Annotated in this window: 19 protein-coding genes; 1 reads left to right on the top strand and 18 read right to left on the bottom strand. The window is 41.6% G+C overall.

Annotation, left to right across the window (positions count from 1 at the left end; all coding sequences use genetic code 11):
* Positions 1-2: 2 nt before the first annotated feature.
* The 3 genes from glyA to ACEN9X_RS15260 all read right to left on the bottom strand — a co-directional run bounded on the left by glyA (position 3) and on the right by ACEN9X_RS15260 (position 3,855).
* Positions 3-1,289, bottom strand: coding sequence for a serine hydroxymethyltransferase (gene glyA / locus ACEN9X_RS15270; protein WP_413665961.1), 1,287 nt, complete (start codon positions 1,287-1,289; stop codon positions 3-5).
* A gap of 395 nt (positions 1,290-1,684) precedes the next feature.
* Positions 1,685-2,431, bottom strand: a complete 747-nt coding sequence (locus ACEN9X_RS15265; protein ID WP_413665960.1) for a segregation and condensation protein A — start codon at positions 2,429-2,431, stop codon at positions 1,685-1,687.
* Between the two features lie 131 nt (positions 2,432-2,562).
* Entirely contained in the window at positions 2,563-3,855 is a 1,293-nt protein-coding gene (locus tag ACEN9X_RS15260) for a hypothetical protein (protein ID WP_413665959.1), read from the bottom strand.
* A 210-nt stretch (positions 3,856-4,065) separates the two neighbouring features.
* On the opposite strand from ACEN9X_RS15260, the gene dxs reads away from it, so the two are divergent.
* Positions 4,066-5,997 carry a 1-deoxy-D-xylulose-5-phosphate synthase gene (gene dxs, locus ACEN9X_RS15255; RefSeq protein WP_413671141.1) on the top strand — a complete coding sequence of 644 codons (1,932 nt, stop codon included), beginning with the start codon at positions 4,066-4,068 and terminating at the stop codon, positions 5,995-5,997.
* Positions 5,998-6,099: 102 nt separating this feature from the next.
* On the opposite strand, the gene ACEN9X_RS15250 is transcribed toward dxs, so the two are convergent.
* The 15 genes from ACEN9X_RS15250 to ACEN9X_RS15180 form a co-directional block, all read right to left on the bottom strand.
* Complete coding sequence (locus ACEN9X_RS15250; protein WP_413665958.1) at positions 6,100-7,686, bottom strand: gliding motility protein RemB; 1,587 nt, start codon at positions 7,684-7,686, stop codon at positions 6,100-6,102.
* Positions 7,687-7,714: 28 nt separating this feature from the next.
* On the bottom strand, positions 7,715-8,851 hold the full coding sequence (gene gmd / locus ACEN9X_RS15245; protein ID WP_413665957.1) for a GDP-mannose 4,6-dehydratase: 1,137 nt from the start codon (positions 8,849-8,851) through the stop codon (positions 7,715-7,717).
* Between the two features lie 145 nt (positions 8,852-8,996).
* Entirely contained in the window at positions 8,997-9,560 is a 564-nt protein-coding gene (locus ACEN9X_RS15240; protein ID WP_413665956.1) for a DUF3109 family protein, read from the bottom strand.
* Between the two features lie 10 nt (positions 9,561-9,570).
* A complete protein-coding gene (locus tag ACEN9X_RS15235) occupies positions 9,571-10,365 on the bottom strand; it encodes a DUF3108 domain-containing protein (RefSeq protein ID WP_413665955.1) in 795 nt (264 codons plus the stop codon).
* 93 nt (positions 10,366-10,458) lie between these two features.
* Positions 10,459-10,974: a DUF2480 family protein gene (locus tag ACEN9X_RS15230; RefSeq protein ID WP_413665954.1), complete on the bottom strand. Its 516-nt coding sequence runs from the start codon at positions 10,972-10,974 to the stop codon at positions 10,459-10,461.
* A 167-nt stretch (positions 10,975-11,141) separates the two neighbouring features.
* Positions 11,142-13,259, bottom strand: coding sequence for a SurA N-terminal domain-containing protein (locus ACEN9X_RS15225; protein WP_413665953.1), 2,118 nt, complete (start codon positions 13,257-13,259; stop codon positions 11,142-11,144).
* 105 nt (positions 13,260-13,364) lie between these two features.
* The gene (gene lptC / locus ACEN9X_RS15220) at positions 13,365-13,943 is read right to left on the bottom strand and encodes an LPS export ABC transporter periplasmic protein LptC (RefSeq protein WP_413665952.1); all 579 of its coding nucleotides are present in this window, start codon (positions 13,941-13,943) and stop codon (positions 13,365-13,367) included.
* 9 nt (positions 13,944-13,952) lie between these two features.
* Positions 13,953-15,275: a hypothetical protein gene (locus tag ACEN9X_RS15215; protein ID WP_413665951.1), complete on the bottom strand. Its 1,323-nt coding sequence runs from the start codon at positions 15,273-15,275 to the stop codon at positions 13,953-13,955.
* Positions 15,268-16,011 (bottom strand): type III pantothenate kinase, encoded by a 744-nt coding sequence (locus ACEN9X_RS15210; protein ID WP_413665950.1) that lies wholly within the window; start codon positions 16,009-16,011, stop codon positions 15,268-15,270. Before ACEN9X_RS15210 ends, ACEN9X_RS15215 begins: the two co-directional genes overlap by 8 nt.
* Positions 16,011-16,703 carry a phosphoribosylformylglycinamidine synthase subunit PurQ gene (gene purQ / locus ACEN9X_RS15205; RefSeq protein WP_413665949.1) on the bottom strand — a complete coding sequence of 231 codons (693 nt, stop codon included), beginning with the start codon at positions 16,701-16,703 and terminating at the stop codon, positions 16,011-16,013. The genes ACEN9X_RS15210 and purQ overlap by 1 nt, the downstream gene beginning before the upstream one ends.
* Before the next feature lie 99 nt (positions 16,704-16,802).
* Positions 16,803-17,789: a DUF6427 family protein gene (locus ACEN9X_RS15200; protein WP_413665948.1), complete on the bottom strand. Its 987-nt coding sequence runs from the start codon at positions 17,787-17,789 to the stop codon at positions 16,803-16,805.
* 61 nt (positions 17,790-17,850) lie between these two features.
* Entirely contained in the window at positions 17,851-18,843 is a 993-nt protein-coding gene (locus ACEN9X_RS15195) for a glycosyltransferase family protein (protein WP_413665947.1), read from the bottom strand.
* 121 nt (positions 18,844-18,964) lie between these two features.
* Positions 18,965-19,819 (bottom strand): UDP-2,3-diacylglucosamine diphosphatase, encoded by an 855-nt coding sequence (locus ACEN9X_RS15190; protein WP_413665946.1) that lies wholly within the window; start codon positions 19,817-19,819, stop codon positions 18,965-18,967.
* Positions 19,820-20,078: 259 nt separating this feature from the next.
* Positions 20,079-20,612 (bottom strand): DinB family protein, encoded by a 534-nt coding sequence (locus ACEN9X_RS15185; protein ID WP_413665945.1) that lies wholly within the window; start codon positions 20,610-20,612, stop codon positions 20,079-20,081.
* On the bottom strand, positions 20,609-21,337 hold the full coding sequence (locus ACEN9X_RS15180) for a YjjG family noncanonical pyrimidine nucleotidase (protein ID WP_413665944.1): 729 nt from the start codon (positions 21,335-21,337) through the stop codon (positions 20,609-20,611). Before ACEN9X_RS15180 ends, ACEN9X_RS15185 begins: the two co-directional genes overlap by 4 nt.
* Positions 21,338-21,358: the final 21 nt, after the last annotated feature.

The raw sequence follows: 21,358 nt of genomic DNA, 5'->3' as shown, positions 1-21,358 counted from the left end.
TTTTACTCTGTGTCCTTATCTCTGTACAACGGAAAGTCGTACATTAACTTGTGAACCCTTTTACGGATTTTCTTGATAGAATGTTCATTTTCAGGATCAGTAATTACAGCATCTATCAATTCAACAATATGTTCCATATGTTTTTCCTTCATGCCGCGGGTAGTGATAGCCGCAGTACCCACACGGATACCTGAAGTTACAAATGGTGATTTATCATCATATGGCACCATGTTTTTGTTCACAGTGATATCGGCAGTTACCAATGCGTTTTCGGCAGCTTTACCGGTGATATTTTTGTTACGAAGATCGATTAGCATTAGGTGGTTATCGGTACCGCCAGATATGATCTGGTAGCCCAGTTTCACAAATGCTTCGGCCATAGCGTCGGCATTCTTTTTAACCTGTACAATATATTTCATGTAGTTTTCGCTCAAAGCTTCGCCAAAAGCAACAGCTTTAGCGGCAATGATATGCTCCAACGGACCACCCTGTGTACCTGGGAATACAGCCATATCCAACAATGACGACATCATCCTGATCTCGCCTTTTGGAGTTTTGATACCGAATGGGTTTTCAAAATCCTTACCCATCATAATTAAACCACCACGCGGACCACGTAAAGTTTTGTGGGTAGTGGTAGTAACAATGTGGCAATGCGGCAGCGGATCGGTCAATAAACCGCGGGCAATTAAACCTGCAGGGTGTGAAATATCAGCCAGAACCAAAGCACCAACTTCATCAGCTACCTTACGGATAAATTCATAATCCCAATCGCGCGAGTATGCCGAAGCACCTGCGATGATCAGTTTTGGTTTTTCGCGCAGGGCTACTTCTTTTAACTGATCATAGTCAACCAAACCGGTTTCTTTATTTACACCATAAAAATGGGGCTCATACAACTTACCCGAAAAGTTAACAGGCGAACCATGTGTTAAGTGACCACCATGAGAAAGGTCAAAACCTAATATTTTATCGCCCGGCTGCAATACAGCAAGCATAACTGCCGCGTTTGCCTGTGCACCTGAATGCGGTTGTACGTTAACCCACTCGGCATTAAACAATTGCTTAGCGCGCTCGATAGCTATGGTTTCAATTTCGTCAACCACCTGGCAGCCGCCATAATAGCGCTTGCCCGGTAAACCTTCGGCATATTTGTTGGTTGCAACAGAACCTGCAGCTTCCATAACCTGCCTGCTTACAAAATTCTCAGATGCTATAAGTTCAATGCCTTCTTCCTGGCGTTGCTGCTCTTCATCCAATAGCTTAAATATCAGTTTGTCTCTTTTCATTGTGTGTTTTTAACGGCGCTAAGTTAAGCAATTGATATAGATTTGAGATGTGAGATGTGAGATTTGAGACAGGGCAATGTTAGATTTTACTTAATCAAAAGCAAACGCAATATTATTTGCCAATCAGGTATTTACGGCGAATAAATTACCAGAATTTTATGATATCATGCTATTGAATAGCAAACAACTTCACCCATTGAGAAATCTTGACTTTATTTTTTCCATCACTTGATAATGAACAATGCCTTCACCCCCGATCAAGTTGTTCTTTAGCTTTTTGAATAGCCTGCTTGATTTCTTTGGGAACATCAGTCCAAAAATCAGCCTATGATAAACTAACCGGTGGCTTTAGCTTTTGTAAAACACCCGACTTTTTTTGTCTCAAATCTAATGTCTCATATCTCTTTAGGCGAGATCCAAAAATTATTATATCCCAATCCTATCTGAATATCAATTAAATCCTGTTGCAGCATTTCCAGCACAGCTAAAAAATTGTACACAAAATGCACCTTATTCTCAGATTCTTTGGCGATGGCTTTAAAATCGAGCATTTTATTGATCTTGAGCAAATCGGCAACCGCCTTTTTTTGCTTTTCGATGGTGTAAGGATATTGTACTACTGTATGCTTTACTTCCTCGCTGCGCCGGGTGAAATTGCGAAGCATTCGCTCATAAACTACCATGAGGCGGTAAAGAGTTAGCTCGGAAAGTTCTTCGCCGGGAATGGCAACTTTTTCAACCAGCTCAAGGTCATGTATAATATTGCCCCGCTTTTCCTGCTTAAAGCGCTCGTCCTCCATCGGCCTGATCTCTTCACACACCTCCTTGAATTTTTTGTATTCGATGAGTTTCCTGATCAGGTTTTCTTTGGTGTCCGGGTCATCGGCCGCTTCTTCGGTACCGTAGCGCGGCAGCAACATTTTGGCCTTGATACGCATAAGCGTCGCCGCAACGAAAATAAATTCGCTGGCAATTTCCATGTTGAGGCTTGACATCTGGTGCAGGTAGTTCAGAAAATCATCGGCAATTTTGGCTATCGGGATATCGTGGATATCCAGCTCATCGCGTTCAATGAAAAACAGCAGCAGATCAAACGGGCCTTCAAACTGGGGTAACCTAATGGCAAAACTATCTTCGGTCATAAAGGGTCAAAAATAAGCATTTTACAACATCAAGTGATTACCAATAAGTTGTTAGTCGAAAGTCTTAAGTTCTAAGTCAAAAAAGAACAATTTTAACTTTTGACTTAAGACTTAGTACTATTAACTTTACGCTACTTGTTATAAGGATATTCATTTACCCAATGAAAGCCGCGGTTAATGAGCCTGAAATTTTTCATGTCGAATTTCTTCATGCTGATCTTAATCGAATCCAGGCCAAGCTTTCCTTTCAGTATCAGGCTGTCTTTCGCAGGTTCAAAATAAGTAAAATGATACTTGGCAGATGTATCAGCATCAGTAAACATCACTATGGTATGTGCCTTAATGTCCTCTCTGAAAGTATAATTCTGCGTGCTGTCGTTCATTTTTTTAACAGTTGAGCGGCCGAAGTTCCCTACTATCAGTTTACGCCATCGTTCTGCATTGGTAGTTAGCGGCGCAATGGTGTCTTTATTCACAACATAGCTTTGAATATCATAAATACCGTAAAAGTGCGGCTTCACAGCAGCCTCTCCGTATTGGGCAGCGGCTTTTATATCGCCATCAATGTTTGATATCAGCAGGTAAACAAGCAAAACATATTTAAAAACAGAAAGCGTAATATTTTTCCATTTCCGCCTAAACCTGTGCGGTTCAATTTCGGATGGATGTGCAGTTTTGTTAAGGAAAAAGAAATTGACAAGCCGGTGGGCATCCTTTGCAAGCAAAAACAGCGACATAAGCACCAGTGTGGTCGACAATAACTTAACCGGCACATCAAAACAATAATTTATAGCCATAATATTACCCGCAACTACTAAGCCCAGCACTGCGCCCAGCGTTGTGGTTTTACGAAAAAACAAGAACAAACCACAAGAAACCTCCGCTATGCCGGTAAAATAATTAAAGCCGGTTGAGTAGCCCATATAGGTCCAGGCCAAACCCATGGGCGAGGCATTACCAAATGATTGTAACAATCGCCCCGGCGAAGGTGAGGGAAACTGCAGTTTAATGACCTTAACAAAACCATAGCTAAGCATGGTTATACCTACATAGTACCGCAAAATCACGCATAACCAATAAAATAATTTATTGTAGTTGCGGGCTTTTCTGTCAAGCACCGACCAAATAACAGTTACTATTGCAGATACAGTTACTATTAATAAAATAACAAGATAATCATACGTAGTATCGCCGCTGCCATTTGTAAAAGTGGTAATGGGTTGCGGCATGTGCAATAAATTTTTAGACAGCCAGGGAATAATGATGTGGAAAGGCTGGATAAGATATTCGGCGATAACATCGGTGTAAGGCAATACTCCATTGGGATTAAAAAAGATGTATAATATGAATAATAAGAGGAAAAATCTCAATGCTATTTTTTGCAGGGCCGACCAATAAAGCGGGGCTACGGTAGTCTCGGTCATATGATAACAAGGTTGACGGTTTGGATAAGGCTAAATATAATAAATTACGCTAACCCAGGCAGATAAATATTTTACCTACTTTAAATTAACCGGGTACAATTGCACTTTATCCTGTATCTGGCAGGCCTGCAAAACAATTAATACATTTATATGTCCTTATTTTAACAATAATTACCTTATTTTGCAGGTTAAATATCCTTACGAATGTCAATGCAGGTACCGGCCGGGAATTTATTACAAAAAATAAATTATCCATCTGATTTAAAGCTACTTAATGAAACAGAGCTTGAACAGGTATGCAAGGAACTACGCCAGTATATTATTGACGTAGTATCTGTTAATGGCGGGCACTTTGCCGCCAGCCTGGGAGTGGTTGAACTTACGGTAGCTTTACAATACATACTCAATACACCTTACGATCAGTTAGTTTGGGACGTTGGCCACCAGGCTTACGGCCACAAAATACTTACCGGCCGCCGGGATGAGTTTCACACCAACCGTATCCACGGCGGTATCAGCGGCTTTCCAAAACGTTCGGAAAGTGAATATGACACTTTCGGTGTAGGCCATTCATCAACTTCTATATCTGCAGCATTAGGTATGGCTGTTGCTTCGCACTATAAAGGCGAAACCGACAGGCAGCACGTAGCCGTGATTGGCGATGGTGCGATGACCGCGGGTATGGCTTTTGAAGCGCTTAACCATGCAGGTATTGAAAACTCCAACCTGCTGGTGATCCTGAATGATAATAATATGGCCATCGACCCTAACGTTGGTGCATTGAAAGAATACCTGACTGATATTACCATCTCAAAGCCATATAACCGCTTCAGAGACGATATTGCCCATGTACTGGCCAAATTATCATCAATTGGCCCGGATGCCTTTAAGATAGCCCAAAAGCTTGAAAAGAGCATTAAAGGAACCCTGCTTAAACGCAGCAACTTTTTTGAGGCGCTTAAGTTCCGTTATTTTGGCCCCATTGACGGCCATGATGTAAACCACCTTGTAAAAGTTTTAAAAGACCTGCGTGATATCCCGGGCCCTAAATTACTGCATTGCATTACGGTAAAAGGCAAAGGCTATGCCCTTGCCGAAAAAGACCAGACCAAGTGGCATGCCCCCGGCTTGTTTGACAAGATCACCGGTGAGATCAAAAAAGCTAAATACGATAAGCCACAGCCTCCTAAGTACCAGGATGTGTTTGGGCACAGCATCATTGAACTGGCCGAGCAGAACCCTAAGATCATGGGCATTACCCCGGCTATGCCATCAGGTTGTTCATTAAATCTTATGATGAAAGCCATGCCAAACCGTGCTTTTGACGTAGGCATTGCCGAGCAGCATGCGGTGACTTTCTCTGCCGGTTTAGCGACACAAGGGCTTGTTCCGTTTTGTAATATATATTCCAGCTTTATGCAACGGGCTTATGACCAGGTGATCCATGACGTGGCCATACAAAAGCTCAATGTTGTATTTTGTCTTGACCGTGCCGGATTTGCCGGAGCTGACGGTGCTACCCACCATGGTGCTTATGACATGGCCTATATGCGCTGCATCCCTAATATGGTGGTATCAGCGCCCATGAACGAGGAAGAGCTGCGAAACCTGATGTTTACTGCCCAGCAGGAAAACATGGGGCCATTCGTGATCAGGTACCCACGTGGTAATGGCGTTATGGTTGACTGGCAACGTCCGTTCAAGGTTATCCCTGTAGGCAAAGGCCGTAAGGTTTGTGATGGCGATGATGTGGCGATCCTATCTATAGGTGCCATCGGTAACGAAGTTGTTAAAGCCATCGCCGAACTTAATGCCGAAGGTTATAACCCGGCTCATTACGATTTACGTTTTGTAAAACCGCTTGATGAAGCTTTATTGCATGACGTGTTCAAAAACTTTAGTAAAGTAATTACCGTTGAGGATGGTTGCATTGAAGGCGGTGCAGGCAGCGCAGTGCTTGAATTTATGGCTGATAATGGCTACACCAATATCCAGGTTAAACGCCTGGGGATCCCTGATAAGTTCATTGAACACGGCGACCAACCCGAACTTTGGGCCGACTGCGGCTTTGATGCCAACGGCATAGCCCGGCAAGTGAGGAATATGGCCGAAAAGCGGAATGTGAATAATATAGCGTCATAATAAAATATGATGACATTATAACATAAAAAAAGCGACTGACAGTCGCTTTTTTTATGTTCATTAATTTCTCAAATTAAATAATTCCTAATATCGGGAATATCATCAATGAACCTTATAGCTCACCAGATCATTATATACAGCCCGGAATGAACTGCGGATACCAAATGTCAGCATCGATGTTTTATCATTAAACTGGTTGTTCTTATCCCGGCGCACCAAGCCTCCAAGCTCAAACCTTAAATTATACTTTGGATTAATTAAATAAGCTACTTTTCCTTCCAGGTAAACCATATTGGTGGTTAAGCCCTGTCCTGTATAGTTACCATTCTGTCGCGCCGGGTCCTGATATGCAAGGTAAAGGTCTTTGCCATAGTTAAGGCCATTGATATTTAAACCATAATGGCCGTAGTCAACCTCGCCGGTAAAATCGAACCGTTTATATGAGTAGTTCAGCAAAGCAACCGCTTCGCGGAAATTGGCCCCCCAGGGATGCCCAAGCGGCTCACCATTTTCGGCATAATTAAGTACGGATGCACGTTCTGAGTAGGTATATGGCTTTACATTATTAGTTTCGAGCAAATAGTTTAAGCCTTTAACATTAAACAGGTTTGCTCCTCTTATGCCCAACTGAAAACCGTATTTATTGCGTGAGCTGCCCTTACTTGAAAAAAAGCTTGATGATTCAAATTCATCAAGTGCAAACTGACCATAAGCCGTAATACCATCTGTTAGCTTATACTTTCCTGTAAAGCCAATCAAAGCGTTATCAGGTGAGCCATTTGAGGCCTCAACAGGCCTTAAAAATATTACAGGGTTTATGTAAGTAAAGTCAAATCCGCGTTTATGGCCCTGATCATCTTTGGCCGCCCATATTACTGCGTCAAAGAAACCGAATGATAACCTGTCAGATACATTCCAGTCTAAATAATGAAATACACCAAATTTTTTTCTATCTCCATTATCCACTTTTACCGATAGCGGATCATTGAAATAAGCCCACATAGCCATATAACGTACATTGCCCAGCGTAGCTGTTAACTTAAAAAATGGATATGGCGATGCATAATCAGATAATAACAATGAACGATAGCCGTCGCCAACAAAAGTTTTATCGCGGCCGGCGCTGATGTTCAAAAACTTTATCGGGGTGTAGGATACATTAGCCGTAATGTATGACCAGCGGTATTCGTTACCATAAATACCCGCGAATGCCTGCCCGGGAGCTATCCCAACCTGGTTAACATAAGTTTGCAGGTAATTGGGCAATACCGCGCGGTTTTCATAACCGGCCACATTATATGAAAAGTTTTTACCAACGGTTCCGCCAAACTGAATACCCAGCGTACCAAAATTGGTATTCTTTTTCCCCGAGAAATCGCGGCTCAAATTAAAGTCGGGCAACAGATCGGCATAAAAAGTGGAATTATTGCTTTTAACATCAATTTGATGCTCGTTAAAAAAACGCCCTTTAAGTCCGTTAAGGTTCATTAACGAATCGTAATGAGTTTTCAAAAGCGAATCATCAACCATAAATGGCTTCAATGAGCTATGCACACGTGTTTTGGTCGAATAAACATCTTCATTAAGCTTTTGGTAAAACTGGTAATTATAAGGCTGATAGTCGGATTGGGCCTTCGCAAATCCACTTATCAAAAACAGGAAAGTAATGCTTGTAAATATTTTCTTCATATATGGTTGATATGGCATTTATCGTTGTTTATTCAAAATAATTAAGCGTATTAAAACCACCTTTTTTCAGGTATTCATCTTTCTTTACCAAATGCAGATCTGCAAGTACCATATCGGTTACCAGTGCCTGCAGGTTATATTTAGGTTTCCATCCAAGTTTAGTATAAGCTTTTGTAGCGTCACCAATTAACAGATCAACCTCGGTTGGCCTGAAATACCTCGGATCTACCTTTACAACTGTTTGCCCAAATCTTAGGGCGTCCAAATTCAATCCAAGCGAAATGGCTCTTTCCTCGTCAATATCAATGATCACACCACGTTCATTTTCGCCCTTTCCGCTAAATTCAACTTCAACACCCAACTCCAGGAACGCCATTCTGATAAAATCACGTACGGTAGTGGTCACCCCGGTTGCTATCACAAAGTCTTCGGCAGTTTCCTGCTGCAGCATCAGCCACATCGCTTCAATATAATCTTTGGCATGCCCCCAATCGCGCTGCGCCGAAAGGTTACCTACATACAGGCAATTTTGAAGGCCGAGAGCTATCTTTGACGCTGCCCGTGTAATTTTACGGGTAACAAAAGTTTCGCCCCTTACCGGGCTTTCATGGTTAAACAAAATCCCGTTGCAGGCATACATACCATAAGCTTCGCGATAGTTAACTACAATCCAGTAGCCATATAGTTTTGCTACAGCGTAAGGCGAGCGCGGATAAAAAGGAGTAGTTTCATTTTGCGGCACAGCCTGTACCAAACCATAAAGCTCGGATGTGGAGGCCTGATAGATGCGTGTCTTTTTAGAGAGGTCAAGAAGCCTTACTGCTTCAAGAATACGCAGCACGCCAACCCCATCGGCATTGGCGGTATACTCCGGCGTTTCAAAACTCACTTTTACATGGCTTTGAGCTGCCAGGTTATAAATTTCGTCGGGCTGAACTTCCTGGATAAGCCTGATGAGGTTAGTTGAATCTGTAAGGTCGCCGTAATGAAGCCTGAACTTTACACCAGGCTCATGCGGATCATGGTATAAATGGTCTATCCTGTCGGTATTTAATAACGATGAACGGCGTTTAACCCCATGTACCTCATAGCCCTTCTTCAGCAAAAACTCTGCTAAATAAGCACCATCCTGACCCGTTATTCCTGTAATTAAAGCCTTTTTCATTAGTAGTAACCGTACAGATATTATGTAGTACAATAATATCCAATTTTATTGTAATTACCTCTATGACACTCAATATATAGGCTTGGGCTGGTGTTTATGCAACGGTTAAATGAATAAGGATATTTGCCCGTAAATATGGTGAGGATTAAATCCCGGCTACGGTATCCTCCAATTCACGATACCAATCTGCCCCGTACTTGCGGATAAGCGGGTCTTTCAAAAATTCATGAACGTGTACTTTCAGCTCATCGCCAAATGAACATGCAGGGCTGCAGATATTCCAGCGGTCGTAGTTCAAAACATCAAACTCTGGGTATGAAGTAATACGGATAGGATACAAATGACATGAGATAGGTTTTTTCCAGTTAACGGCGCCTTCTTCATATGCCTTTTCGATACCGCATTTGGTGATGCCGTTTTCCCATATCACATAGGCACATTCTTTATTGGTATCAACGCATGGCGTAGTATAATCACCTTCAAAATCGGTAACGTAAACGCCATCCTTCTCAATGGTTTTGATGCCTTTTGCAGTAAGATAAGGTTTTACTTTGGGGTAAATCTCTTTCAGGATATCAAGTTCATCGGCATTAAGCGGAGCCCCCGAATCGCCTTCAAGACAGCATGCCCCCTTGCACTTATTTAAATTACATACAAAATTTTCCTTTACCACATCTTCATGCAGTAATACATTGCCAACCTCAATCATCTTTTTAAAATCAATCTTTAATAGGGTTCAAAGGATATTTAAGTCCGGCTGCCGATTTCAGCTCCATAGATACGCTGCCAATCAGCACTTCAACATGCGCCTTTACCGGGATCCTGTTTTTATCATTAGTAACCCAAAGGTATAATTTACTGTTTTTCCGGAAAATACGACCCGGAATAATTGCCGGGCTAAATTTAAGACAATTAAATTTACCAAGCGAACATTCAACCGTTTCAGTACCTACATAGGTTATCTGCATACTGTGAAAACCATCTTCCAGGAAGTATTGCAAATCAAATGTATCGCCCTCGTGCAGCTTTGAAACGTCAATGGCCCGCGCAAAATAATAAGCCGATACAAAATCAAAGGATTCGCCTTTGTAGGCAAAGGTTCCTTTATTGGCTGTTACCTTTTTATCTTTCTGATCAAAGGTAACATTGTCTGTATGCCTGTACTTGCCTTCACGCCTGTTTTCGGTATAAAAATAAGGCATCAGCGTTGTTTGGTCAACGTACGACTCATACCGGTTACGAACCTTATAAAACAGATCGAAAGAGCCGGCGGTTTTACCTTCGGCAACCAGGTGAAACGTAGGGCGGCCATCATATTTTTTATCGCTTGCTTCTACTTTAATCGTAGCTTCAGCAGCGGTAAAAAAGCCGTATTTCATCTTGTAATCCAACTGTTCGCCTGCCTTAAAAATCGATTCGTTGATTTTTTTAAGCTCCTGGGCAAATGCCCCGGTACAGCAGGCTATAAAAAGCAGTACAGTAAAAAAGTATTTATTAATCAGCAGTTTTTTCATTTATTAAGAGCCTCTATTGCGAAGCTTGTGATATGACAACTGCTATTATAAATGGTTTAAACTTGTTTTTATTGCGTACAGCCACTTAAATACTTAGTCCTTACGCTTATAGATAGGCACCGTTGAGCACGGCTCGCCAAACATAAGGCTTTTAACTACCGCAGTTAGCCTTTTGGTTATTTCAACATAAGCAGATACAGGCACTTCGGTATCGCCGCAGCCTTTAAGTACAATGCGCTGCCCGCGATATTGTTCAAAATCGGCTTTAGCTATTTCCTTTTCAAAAAGTACGGTTTCAAGCACTTCTTTATTCCCAAATACAATTTCGCGGGCGTAAGGGGCCATGCGGTTGGCTAACAGCATATATGCCCATGCAGGTACAATAGCATCGGCAGTACAGGTTATACCTACATTCTTGCCTTCATATTGCGCCCAGTCATGTTCTTTTATAAACTCTCTGAAATCCTTCTCTTTTAAAATAAGACCGTGGAAAAGATTATCTTTTATATCGTATATAACGCGCTCCCCTGCCGGATAAAAATCTGCCGGGTCTAAGGTAACCAAACCACTCTGGGCTACCTTATTTACTATGTTTTCCTGGATATCCATATCAGTTATATCTATTAAAGCTAAAAGCGGAATGCACAAAGCCTAAAGCTGCTTAGCCTGATGTTCAGTATTGTATAATTACTTTATATAAACAAGCAGTATATAAAACAAAAAATCCGGGAACGGCTTAATGCCATTCCCGGATGTAAATTTACTTTAAATTTTGTTTAGAAAAATTTAGCCCTGTTATCTTTTACAATTGCATTATCTTTTAATGCATCCAGAACCTGACCCTGTGAGCGCTGTAAAAGCACCTGGTTAATTTGTTCTTTTTGTTTAATGGCGTTAGCAAGTGCCGGCGGGTTAGTGAAACCGTTAACTACATATACGTAAACACCTTGCGCACCATCAACAGGTTTTGAAATTTTGTTGATAGCCGAACCAAAGATTGAACCGATAACTTTATACTCTGCCGACTGGCCAGGGATGATAGGGTTAGCAAACACAATGTTTTCAACCGGAACTACCTTGCTGCCTACTTTTTGCGCAACCTGGTCAATTGAAGCACCACCGCTAAGGGCTGAGTCAAATTTCTCTTTTAGTTGTTTAGCTTTAACCTCATTGCGTACCATTGGCTCAATTTGTTTTTTAACAGCTTCAAGCGTTAAAGTACCTTTTGGTTTAATTTCGGTAAGGCGGGTAATTATATATTGATCACCTACAGTAAATACTTTATCAGTGATATCACCTTTTCCGGCTTTGTAAGCCCATCTAACCACGTCACGTGCGTTATCCAAACCTGGCAAGCCAGAAGCTATTGCAGTAACATCTTCGGCAGTGCGTGATTTTAAACCTTCTTTTTTTGCTTCTGCATCAAAATTATCAGATGTTAATGAAGCTAAGAATGCTTGTGCCTTGCTGTAAGCTACAGTTTGAGTTTTGCTGCTCGCTGTTAAAGGTTTATCAACTACACCAACTTTAACCAGTTTCACTGAGCCTTTTTGATCTTCAATCTGGATAACGTGGTAGCCAAATTGTGATTTCACTACAATGATATCACCTTTACCTGCTTTGAAAGCAGCGTTGTAATATTCAGGAACCAAATTACCCTGACCAGCCATTGAGCCATTGGCGTCAAATGAAGGGATTTCACCGCCTTTTACAGCGCTGCCTTTATCAGCAGAAAAAGTGGTAGCCAGCTCGGCAAATGATTTACCGCCCTGGATCAATTTCTTTATTGAATCGGCTTTAGCTTTAGCTTTATCATCGCCGCCTGCAGATGCAAGGTCGATTAAGATATGCCTGGTTTTAACCGAATCAAAAGTAGTTTTGGTATCAACCAGTTTAGCTATTTTGTAGCTGCCATTTTCAAGATATGGACCATAAACAAATCCTTTAGCCGCGTTAAACATGGTAGTATCCAGTTTTGGATCGAGGCTACCTTTACGCTGATAAGTTAAAGGAGCTTTTGTTTCGGCATTGATCTGTACAAAAAGCGAATCGTTAGGAGTAGTTTTAAATTCGTTCGCTAATTTTTGAGCTTGCTCTTTAACAGCTGTTGAATCTTCTTTCGAAGGCGCAGCATTAAAGCTTACGTACTCAAAGTTCCTTAACTCCTGCGGAGTTTTAAATGAAGCTTTGTGCGCGTCATAATATGCACTGTAGTCAGCATCGGTCAAAGTAACTTTAGCATCAGGGATTGAGGCATAATCAAGCGATACATATTTAAAATTAGCCAACTTGTTTTTTGCTTCGTAATCATCTGTAGCTTCAAGCGAGTTTACATAAAGGCCATTGGTAACCAAAGTCATGTATTTGGTAGCTTTTTTAGCTTCAATCAGGTCGATAACAAAATCGCTCCAGGCTTTTTTCTGAGCCGGATCTGCTTTACCTGATTGCAGGTAAGCTTTGAACTGGTTAAACCTGCTACGGTCAAACTGACCGGTTTGCTGATCAGCAAACTGACGGGCTATCTGCGGGTCGGGATTGTTATCGCCGATCATTACGTTCATTTCATCGTCACCAACAGTAAGGCCAAGCTTCTCAATCTCTTTGCCTATCAGCAACTGGCTTAAATACTGGTTCCAGGTAGTTTCCTGCAGGTAGCTGGCTATCTGCGGAGAAATACTTTGTCCCTGTTGTTTAAACTGTGCAGAGTTTTGCTCCAGCTTTTCGTTGAATTTGTCATAGGGCACTTTTTCGCCGTTAACAACGGCAAGCTCGTTACTATCGTCCCTAAAAAAGGAACCGCCCGATCTTACAACTTCGCTCACAATAAATGCAAGCAGCGCGAAACCAATAAAGAATGCGAGAATCTTCCCCATCCTTTCGCGCAAAAAACCCATTATACCCATATTACATTTATAATTATTCTAATTCTTTTTTAAGAGGGCGCAAGATACAATTTTTGTTAAAATTCTATAACACAAATTTTTCGTTAAAAAAAGTCATTATTGTGTATCTTTTTCATCAACGTGAAACAGCCCGGTGCTGCTTTTAAAGGTAGGGTTTAAAAGCTTATCATCGCTTTCAAAGGTATTGCCGTTCATAACATTACCACCGCTAAGTGTGGCCTGAACAGGTTTATTGGAATAAACGCGCTTGGTAACCTGATCCCAAAATAATTCGTTTGATTTAAAGGTTTCGCCTTTGGCATTGGTTGCAACCACATTACCATGAAACTCAATCAGTTTTTCCTGTTCGCGCTGAATACCTGTATCTGCAACTATATCACCCGCAAATTGGCCTGTTGCCCGGTCATAATAATCAATCTTTACGCCTTTAGGCATAATTTTATAAGGCTTCTTGATCTGGTATTCGATCATCAGCGGCGCAGTAAGGTGGATCTCTACTTTGGTCGAATCGCTCATGATGAGGTCGAGCCCCATAGTACGCTGAGCTACGGTATCTACTTCGTTTGCCGAAATTTCCCTAACCTTTTTCAGGTCATTTTCGCACGAAGACAGCAAAGCCGCCATTGGCAACAGCAACAGGCACAAAGCCGGTATGTTAACTGCAAGGCGGCTCATGATGGCTGATTAATCAAATTTATACTTGGTAAACCACTTATCGTTAAGTGTGAAGCCAAGGTGGATATTAACGTAGTTTTCTTTAACTAAGCCGTTAACCAATGATCCGCGCTGACCAACTTCGGCCGCGATATTGATTTTATAGTAACTGCCATTGTTTGAGCGTAAAGGCAAGCCTACCCCTACGGTACCTGCATACCTTTTAATGGTAGTACCGTTAATGTGCATATAGGTTTGATCATAGATAGCGCCTATGCGGTAATCGACAGTGGCAAGATAGTTTCTGATGGTTGATATGTTTGGTGTATACGAACCACCAATGTTAAATGTCTTGCTATCCTGTAAGCCCTGATTTACACCCGCAATTGATAAGTCGGACCATTTGCCCATAGAGTAATCGGCACCCACCAAAAATTTACCGTCGCTTTGAAAAGAGATCCCGAACCTGTTGATCTGTGGTAACTTCAATTTTGATTTAGGGCCGGTTGTGCTAACCACGCTATCGGCAGCTATATCCTGGTTGCCATTTGCATCATTAAAATACTGGCTGACAACAAAACTGCTTTGCGTATGCAGTTTTGTGCCGGCCGATGCCGAATAGCCCAAAACAAGGTGCTTTGTTTCTGAAAAATCAAATGAATACTGCACGCCGTAGTCATAGTTTATACCACCGATGGCATTACTCGACTGGATTTTTGAGTTGATTGCACCTGCCAGGTCGGGGATTTCGGTGGTGGCAATATCTTTGATGTTACCAAATATGTACGATACGTTAGCGCCTAACAATAAGTGTTTGCCTAAGCCAAAACCATAACCAAAATATGCTTTTGATAAGCTACCATCGCCACTGTAGCTGTAATTTGTTACGTTGGTATCGGCAGGTGAACCTGAAGTACCTAATTTACTTACCGATTTTTTATAGTTGTAACCACGCTCGCTGTATGGCAATAAACCAAAGCTCAAGGCCGAACGCTTTGAGGTAGGGATAGCGAATGCGATGTGGCTAAGCCTGAAATTGCTATTTTTTTGACTTGCAGAACCGGTTTGCGAAAGCGTTAAAAAGTTTGCATACAAACCAACATCAATAGTTGTAAGGTTGATTGCACCGTAGGATGCCGGGTTTACAACGTTGATGTTATTAAAAAAACCAATTTTATTGGTAGCTACACTAATGCCGCCCATACCTATATTTTGCCCCATTAACTGAGGGTCAATATCGCCGATACCGTAACGTGAATATGGAGAGCTTGAGGTTGCCGTTGATTGTGCATGTACTGAAAAAGCGGCAACAGCCAGTAAAAGTGTTATAAAAAACCGGGTATATTTAATCATTATGCTTTTGTATAGCTGCGTTTAAACCTTTTAAAACCAAATATGGTTCAATTTTTATGTAGCGGGCAAAGATGCTATTTTTCAATAGAGTATCAAAAAAAATGCTGTCGCCCCCGCTTAGTATAATGTTCAGTTGTTCGCCCATGGTTTTATAGCTTTCAATAAAACCGGTAAGCTCATATTTCACTCCGTTTTGTACTCCCGAACGGATAGCGGTTGTTGTATTATTCCCGTATGGCGAATCAAAATCTGCATCGGCTTCAATAAGCGGCAAACCTGCCGTATAATTATTTAAAGCCTTATAACGCATATTTAAGCCCGGCGATATACTGCCACCAAAATAATTTCCTCCGGCGTTAACACCATCATAAGTAATGGCGGTACCGCCTGTTATTACCAGGCTGTTTTGCCCCGGAAACATGTTATATGCACCAATAACAGCTGCTAACCTGTCGGGGCCAAGGGTTTCGGGGGTTAAATAATGGTTATTTATCCCGCTGGTCATTAAAGTATTAAAATGAATCAGCGAAATTTTTTGCCCCAGTTCGGCCTGCCATGCTTCTGTATTTTTTTTTACCGAGGATATGATTGCCCTAACCGGATCGTATTTGTTAAGCAAGACATCCAGTACCGGCATATCAATAGTTTCATACTGGTTAACATCAAGCATCTCATCCAGTTTAAAAACTGCAATTTTGATGAGGGTATTACCAATATCGATAACCAAACTGGTCATCAGGCCCTAACTATTGATAATATTGATTCAAAAATAGCTAAACCATCCTCATTGGCTAACAAGCCATCGGCGGCACGCTCCGGGTGTGGCATTAAGCCAAATACATTCCTGGTTAAGTTTGTAACACCTGCTATGTTTTCCAATGATCCGTTAGGGTTTGCATCAGCAGTGATATTACCGGCCTCATCACAATACCTGAACATTACCTGGTCATTATCATTAAGGGCTTTGATTACATCGGCATCAGCAAAATAGTTGCCTTCGCCGTGTGCAATCGGGATCCTTAATGCCTGTTGCGGATCAAGCTGCGCAGTAAGTAACGAATTTGATGTTTGCGGCGTTAAGTAAATGTTGCGGCAAATAAATTTGCGGTTGGTGTTGTGCAATAATGCTCCGGGCAACAAGCCAGCCTCGGTAAGGATCTGGAAGCCATTGCAAATACCCATTACGTATCCACCTTTTGCAGCAAACTGAATAACCTCCTGCATAATTGGCGAAAAACGGGAAATGGCGCCAGAGCGCAGGTAATCACCAAATGAAAAACCACCGGGTAAAACAACAAAGTCAACACCTTGCAGGTCATGATCTTTGTGCCATAACCTTACCACCTGCTGACCCAGTACTTTTTCTAATACGTATATGATATCCTCATCACAATTAGAACCAGGAAATATAACTACTCCAAACTTCATCAGTTCTTTTTTAAATTGGGGTTGAACCTAAATAGTTTATTATTATAGTTTCAGGCTACAAAACTAACATAACCGCCGAAATAAGGACGAATGTAAAAGTTAAAATTTGTTAAACTGAAAGTAAATGATGCTGATAAACAACAGCAAATACAATACTTCATAAAACCAGCGCTTTGTTGCATACAAAAAATAATAGGCAAAAAACACCGTTGCCGGCACTGCACAAAGCAAAAAATGGCTCAGGCGAAACTCCGAATTAAGATAAAATGAAAGCGCCGTGATCAGAAAAATAAAAAACAGCAGCTGAAATGTTTTACGGATCTGCACATAACTTTTAAAGAAATTTTGCTGCAGCTTAAAAAAACAAAGCACCAATATTAAGATAACAGGAGCAAGCAACAGGTAGTTGTAAGAATTTATACTGATGTGATCCGGAAACTTTTTGCCCAGGGGCGACCAGATATGGGTGAACCGGGGCAGCATATCGTTCATAAAATAAATAACCGCCAGGAAAAAAAACACAGTTACATACCCTAATATCGAAATAACCCACTCCCTCCAGTTAAATGGCCTGTATACAGTAAGCGCTACCCATATAGCTAAAAACAGATAAATAAACGGGAAATAAATAAGTGATCCCACCGCTACTATCATACCCACGTCATAAGTAGCCGATTTAACATCATCCCCTTTATAAAGGTTAAATAATTTATACAGCATCCATATGAGCAAAAAATTACAGATAAGCGGGGCACTTAATGTTAGAAAAGGTGTGAACAAACCAGCAAGCGTGATGTACATCAGTGCAGGCAAAAAAGTGGGTTTACCTAATAAATTATGATGATTAATTAACGAATTAAGCAGCAGGGCCTGGGCAAATACGAGTGCGCCGGCCAGGATCACATTCAACAGTGGTGAAAAAGCGTATTCATATTTTACAGGCACCAGCAGCCGGGCAAATGGTTCAACAAAAATAAACTCAACCTTTTCGGGAATTTGTACTATGTAGCCAATCCGGAGTACGAGCAGCAAAACAGCCAGCCATAAGATGTTAAGAGGATTGTAGTTCCGAAAAATATTGATCATAATGTGCGGGCCGTATTTGCGGTTGCAAAATTAACAGAAAAACCGCTTACGTTGCAATGCTTTAAGCTCTTGCATATTGCTTTACCAAATTATCAACAATAGCAGCCGTTTCGTCAGGAAAATCTACCACAATCTTTTTGCTGTCGTTCACCCAGTTATTTAAGTGCCCGGTAAATTTATCGTTTATTTCGCTTACTACCGGTACTCCCAGTTTAGAGGCCGAAAGCGCATTACACTGCTGTTCGTACTGCCCTTTCATGGGGATCATCATTACCTTTTTCTTTAAAAACAAGGCTTCGGCAGGGCCTTCAAAGCCGCCGCCAGTAAGCAGGCCGGTGCAGCTTGCCAAACTTTTATTAAAAGCTTCATTGTTTACCGGAAAAATTTCCACATTGCCCGATTGGTAAGCCTGCTTTTGCCGTTTTGAAAATACCTGCCATTTAACATCTTTTTGGGCACCCAAATATTTAAGCAAGGTTTTATCATCATATGCCGGCAAATAAACGGTATAATGCCCAAGGTCAGAAGTTTCCATCTGCCTGATTTCACTGCGGATTACGGGCGTGTTGATAAAGGTATCATAACGCTCAAAATGGAAACCCACATGATAAGTGGTGGGCGAATAATTTTTTAAAAGCCACTGGGCAAAGGGGTCCTTCTTTTCGGGGCGCGGAGTATTGGGAGATACAAATGAACACTGGTGGCTGAGTGATACCGACGGCACTCCACGTAGTTTACAAGCCCAGGCGCTCACAGGTTCAAAATCGTTTATAATGAGATCATATTGCTTTAATGGCAGGCTCCGCAAATCGCGCTGAAACTGGCGCAGGTTCATAATTTTCCAGGTGGCCCAGTTATCCACCCCGCCATTGGTGCCAAATACAAAACTAACGCCATGAAAGCGATATTTCAGAGGTTGTGATAATGATACTTCGGCTTCAGTGCCGCTTACCAGTAAATCCACTTCGCCGTATTGCTGCAGCAGGGGCACAATTTCTCTTGCCCGGCTTATATGCCCGTTACCTGTTCCCTGTATACCAAACAGTATCTTCATTAAAATAAATTCTTTTCAAAAGGATGATGATTGCGCCACGCAGGTACAACAGGTTCGCTGATTTGCCTGCAACAATATTCAGGGGCTTAATTTAGCAAAGAAAATGTTTTCGGTGAGTAATTTAATCGTGTTCGTGCTTAAAGCGCTCCAATAAGTTTTTAACATCAAGCATGGCGTTCAAATCTTCAGAGTCGGTTTTATCATCTTCATCCGCATCGGTATTGAAATCATCAGGCTTGTATTTAAACACTTCCCATTTACCATCATGATATTCCAACGAGCTTAAACTTTCTACCCAGTCGCCCGAGTTTAGGTAAAGTACCGATCCTGTGTTTTGGGTTGATGTAATTTCCCTGATCTCGGCATGATGAATATGACCGCAAATTACGTAGCCATACTGTTTATCCACGGCCAGGTCGGCCGCAGTTTGTTCAAATTGATTGATGAATTTTACCGCCTCTTTAAAACTGGCTTTCACTTTTTGCGAAAAGCTCATTTTTTGGCGGCCGATAGCAGTAAGGAACCAGTTTACAAAGCTATTGATCAAAATGAGTGTATCGTACCCAACAGCGCCCAGTTTGGCCAGCCATTTAGAGTGTTGCATGGTAACGTCAAATACATCCCCGTGAAAAATCCAGGCCTTTTTGCCGTCGATATTGAGCACCAGCTTATCAAGCAGCTGAAAAGTACCCATGTTAAAATCTGTAAACTTACGCAGCATCTCGTCATGGTTGCCGGTTAAATAATAAACCGGGATGCCATCGGTAACAAACTTAAGGATCCGGCGTACTACCTTCATGTGGGCTTCGGGCCAGTACGATTTACTAAACTGCCAAATATCGATAATATCGCCGTTAAGGATAAGGATTTTGGGCTTGATGCTTTTTAAATATTTAAGCAATTCTTTTGCGTGACAGCCGTAAGTACCAAGGTGCACATCAGATATTACTACAATATCAACTTCGCGTTTTGCCATTAAATTAAAGGGGCTATTTTACAGGCCGGCATGATTTGGTTAGCCGGAAAAAACAATATTTTATTAATAAAGCAACGATTACTCGTCGTCTTCATCTTCGTTAACTGTCAATTCATATGGACTTGCGTAGAAGCAGCCGACCAATATCAGCAACCCTATAACTACCAAATAAGCATACTCAAAATTCATTACAAAGATTTTTACAAATGTCTGAAATCTAACATTATCCTACTGTTAAGACTACATTAAATGTAAAAGGTTACTTTGCCAAACGAAATTTATTTTTGATCCTGTCAAGTTGCTTTAAGTGGTGCTGTAAATGGATCCGGATAAACTTAAACCACTGTTTGGCATTCAGCATTCCCAAACGCGGGTGTTTGTATTTATTTGCCGGTAAAGAAGCGGCAATGAGTGGCATGGTGGTTTCAACCCGTTTGCGGCATTTAATGATCAGGTTTTTGGCATCTTCCTTACTGATTTTATTGGCAGCCATTTTATCATTTACCGCATTAGGCACTGTTGTTTGAACCGGCGGAAATTTGCCTAACAACAACAGGATCCGCCCTTCCCAGTTAATGCCTTTTTTGGAGGGCTCGCAATTACCGTGGGTACAACGTTCAAGCGCTATCGATGAACCCAACGTAGCCTGCATAATATGACTGTACACTTCAGCAAAGGACCAGCCACCCTCGTCGGGAGTAACATCAAACAATTCATCCGGGATTAGATCCAGTTGTTTGCGGTATTCATCAAGGGCAGCATCAATAGCTTTACGTTCTTTGGCGATACTCATAAAAGTAAAGTTAACTCTTTTAAATGAGCAATCTGTACGGTTACATCATGAGGTTTTTCTGCATTAAAAGGGTTAAAATAAATGGCGTCCATCCCAAAATTAAGTGCCCCGCGAATATCGGCTTCAATGCTGTCACCTATCATCACACTTTCTTCTTTCAATGCTCCGGCCAAATCAAGCGCATGCTGAAATATGGCTTTATCAGGCTTGTTAACACCTACATCTTCGGAGATGATAATATTTTGAAAATATTTGGCCAGATCTGTTCCGGCTATTTTTATGCGGGTTGAATCTTTAAACCCGTTCGAGATCAGGTGCAGGGTATATTTCGATTGCAGATACTGCAAGGTTTCGTGCGCGTGCGGAAACAGGTTGGTTTTGGTGGGACAAAGTTTTACGTAAGCATCCTCAAAATCAACCGGCATTAATTCAGGATGCAGGCCAAGATCAGTAAAAGTTGATTTGAAACGGGCCTCGCGCAACTCATCTTTGGTGATCTCGCCAATATGGTATTGCGCCCAAAGGCGGTGATTGTTACGGGTATAGGTTTCGATAAACAATTCGGCAGAGTGCAGTCCTATTTCACCGAGCTGGTGAATAACATATAGTTCGTACAGAGCCTCCTCGGCATTTTTATCAAAATCCCAAATGGTATGGTCGAGATCAAAGAAAATGTGTTTATACTTTATATCGGATTTCGGATTTTCGATTTCGGAATTATTCATTTTCGGATTTTCGATTTCGGA

The sequence above is a fragment of the Mucilaginibacter sp. Mucisp86 genome, assembly GCF_047324315.1.
Taxonomy (GTDB): domain Bacteria; phylum Bacteroidota; class Bacteroidia; order Sphingobacteriales; family Sphingobacteriaceae; genus Mucilaginibacter.
The sequence above is the reverse complement of the archived record's forward strand: the minus strand, read 5'-3'. Positions and strand labels throughout refer to the sequence as shown.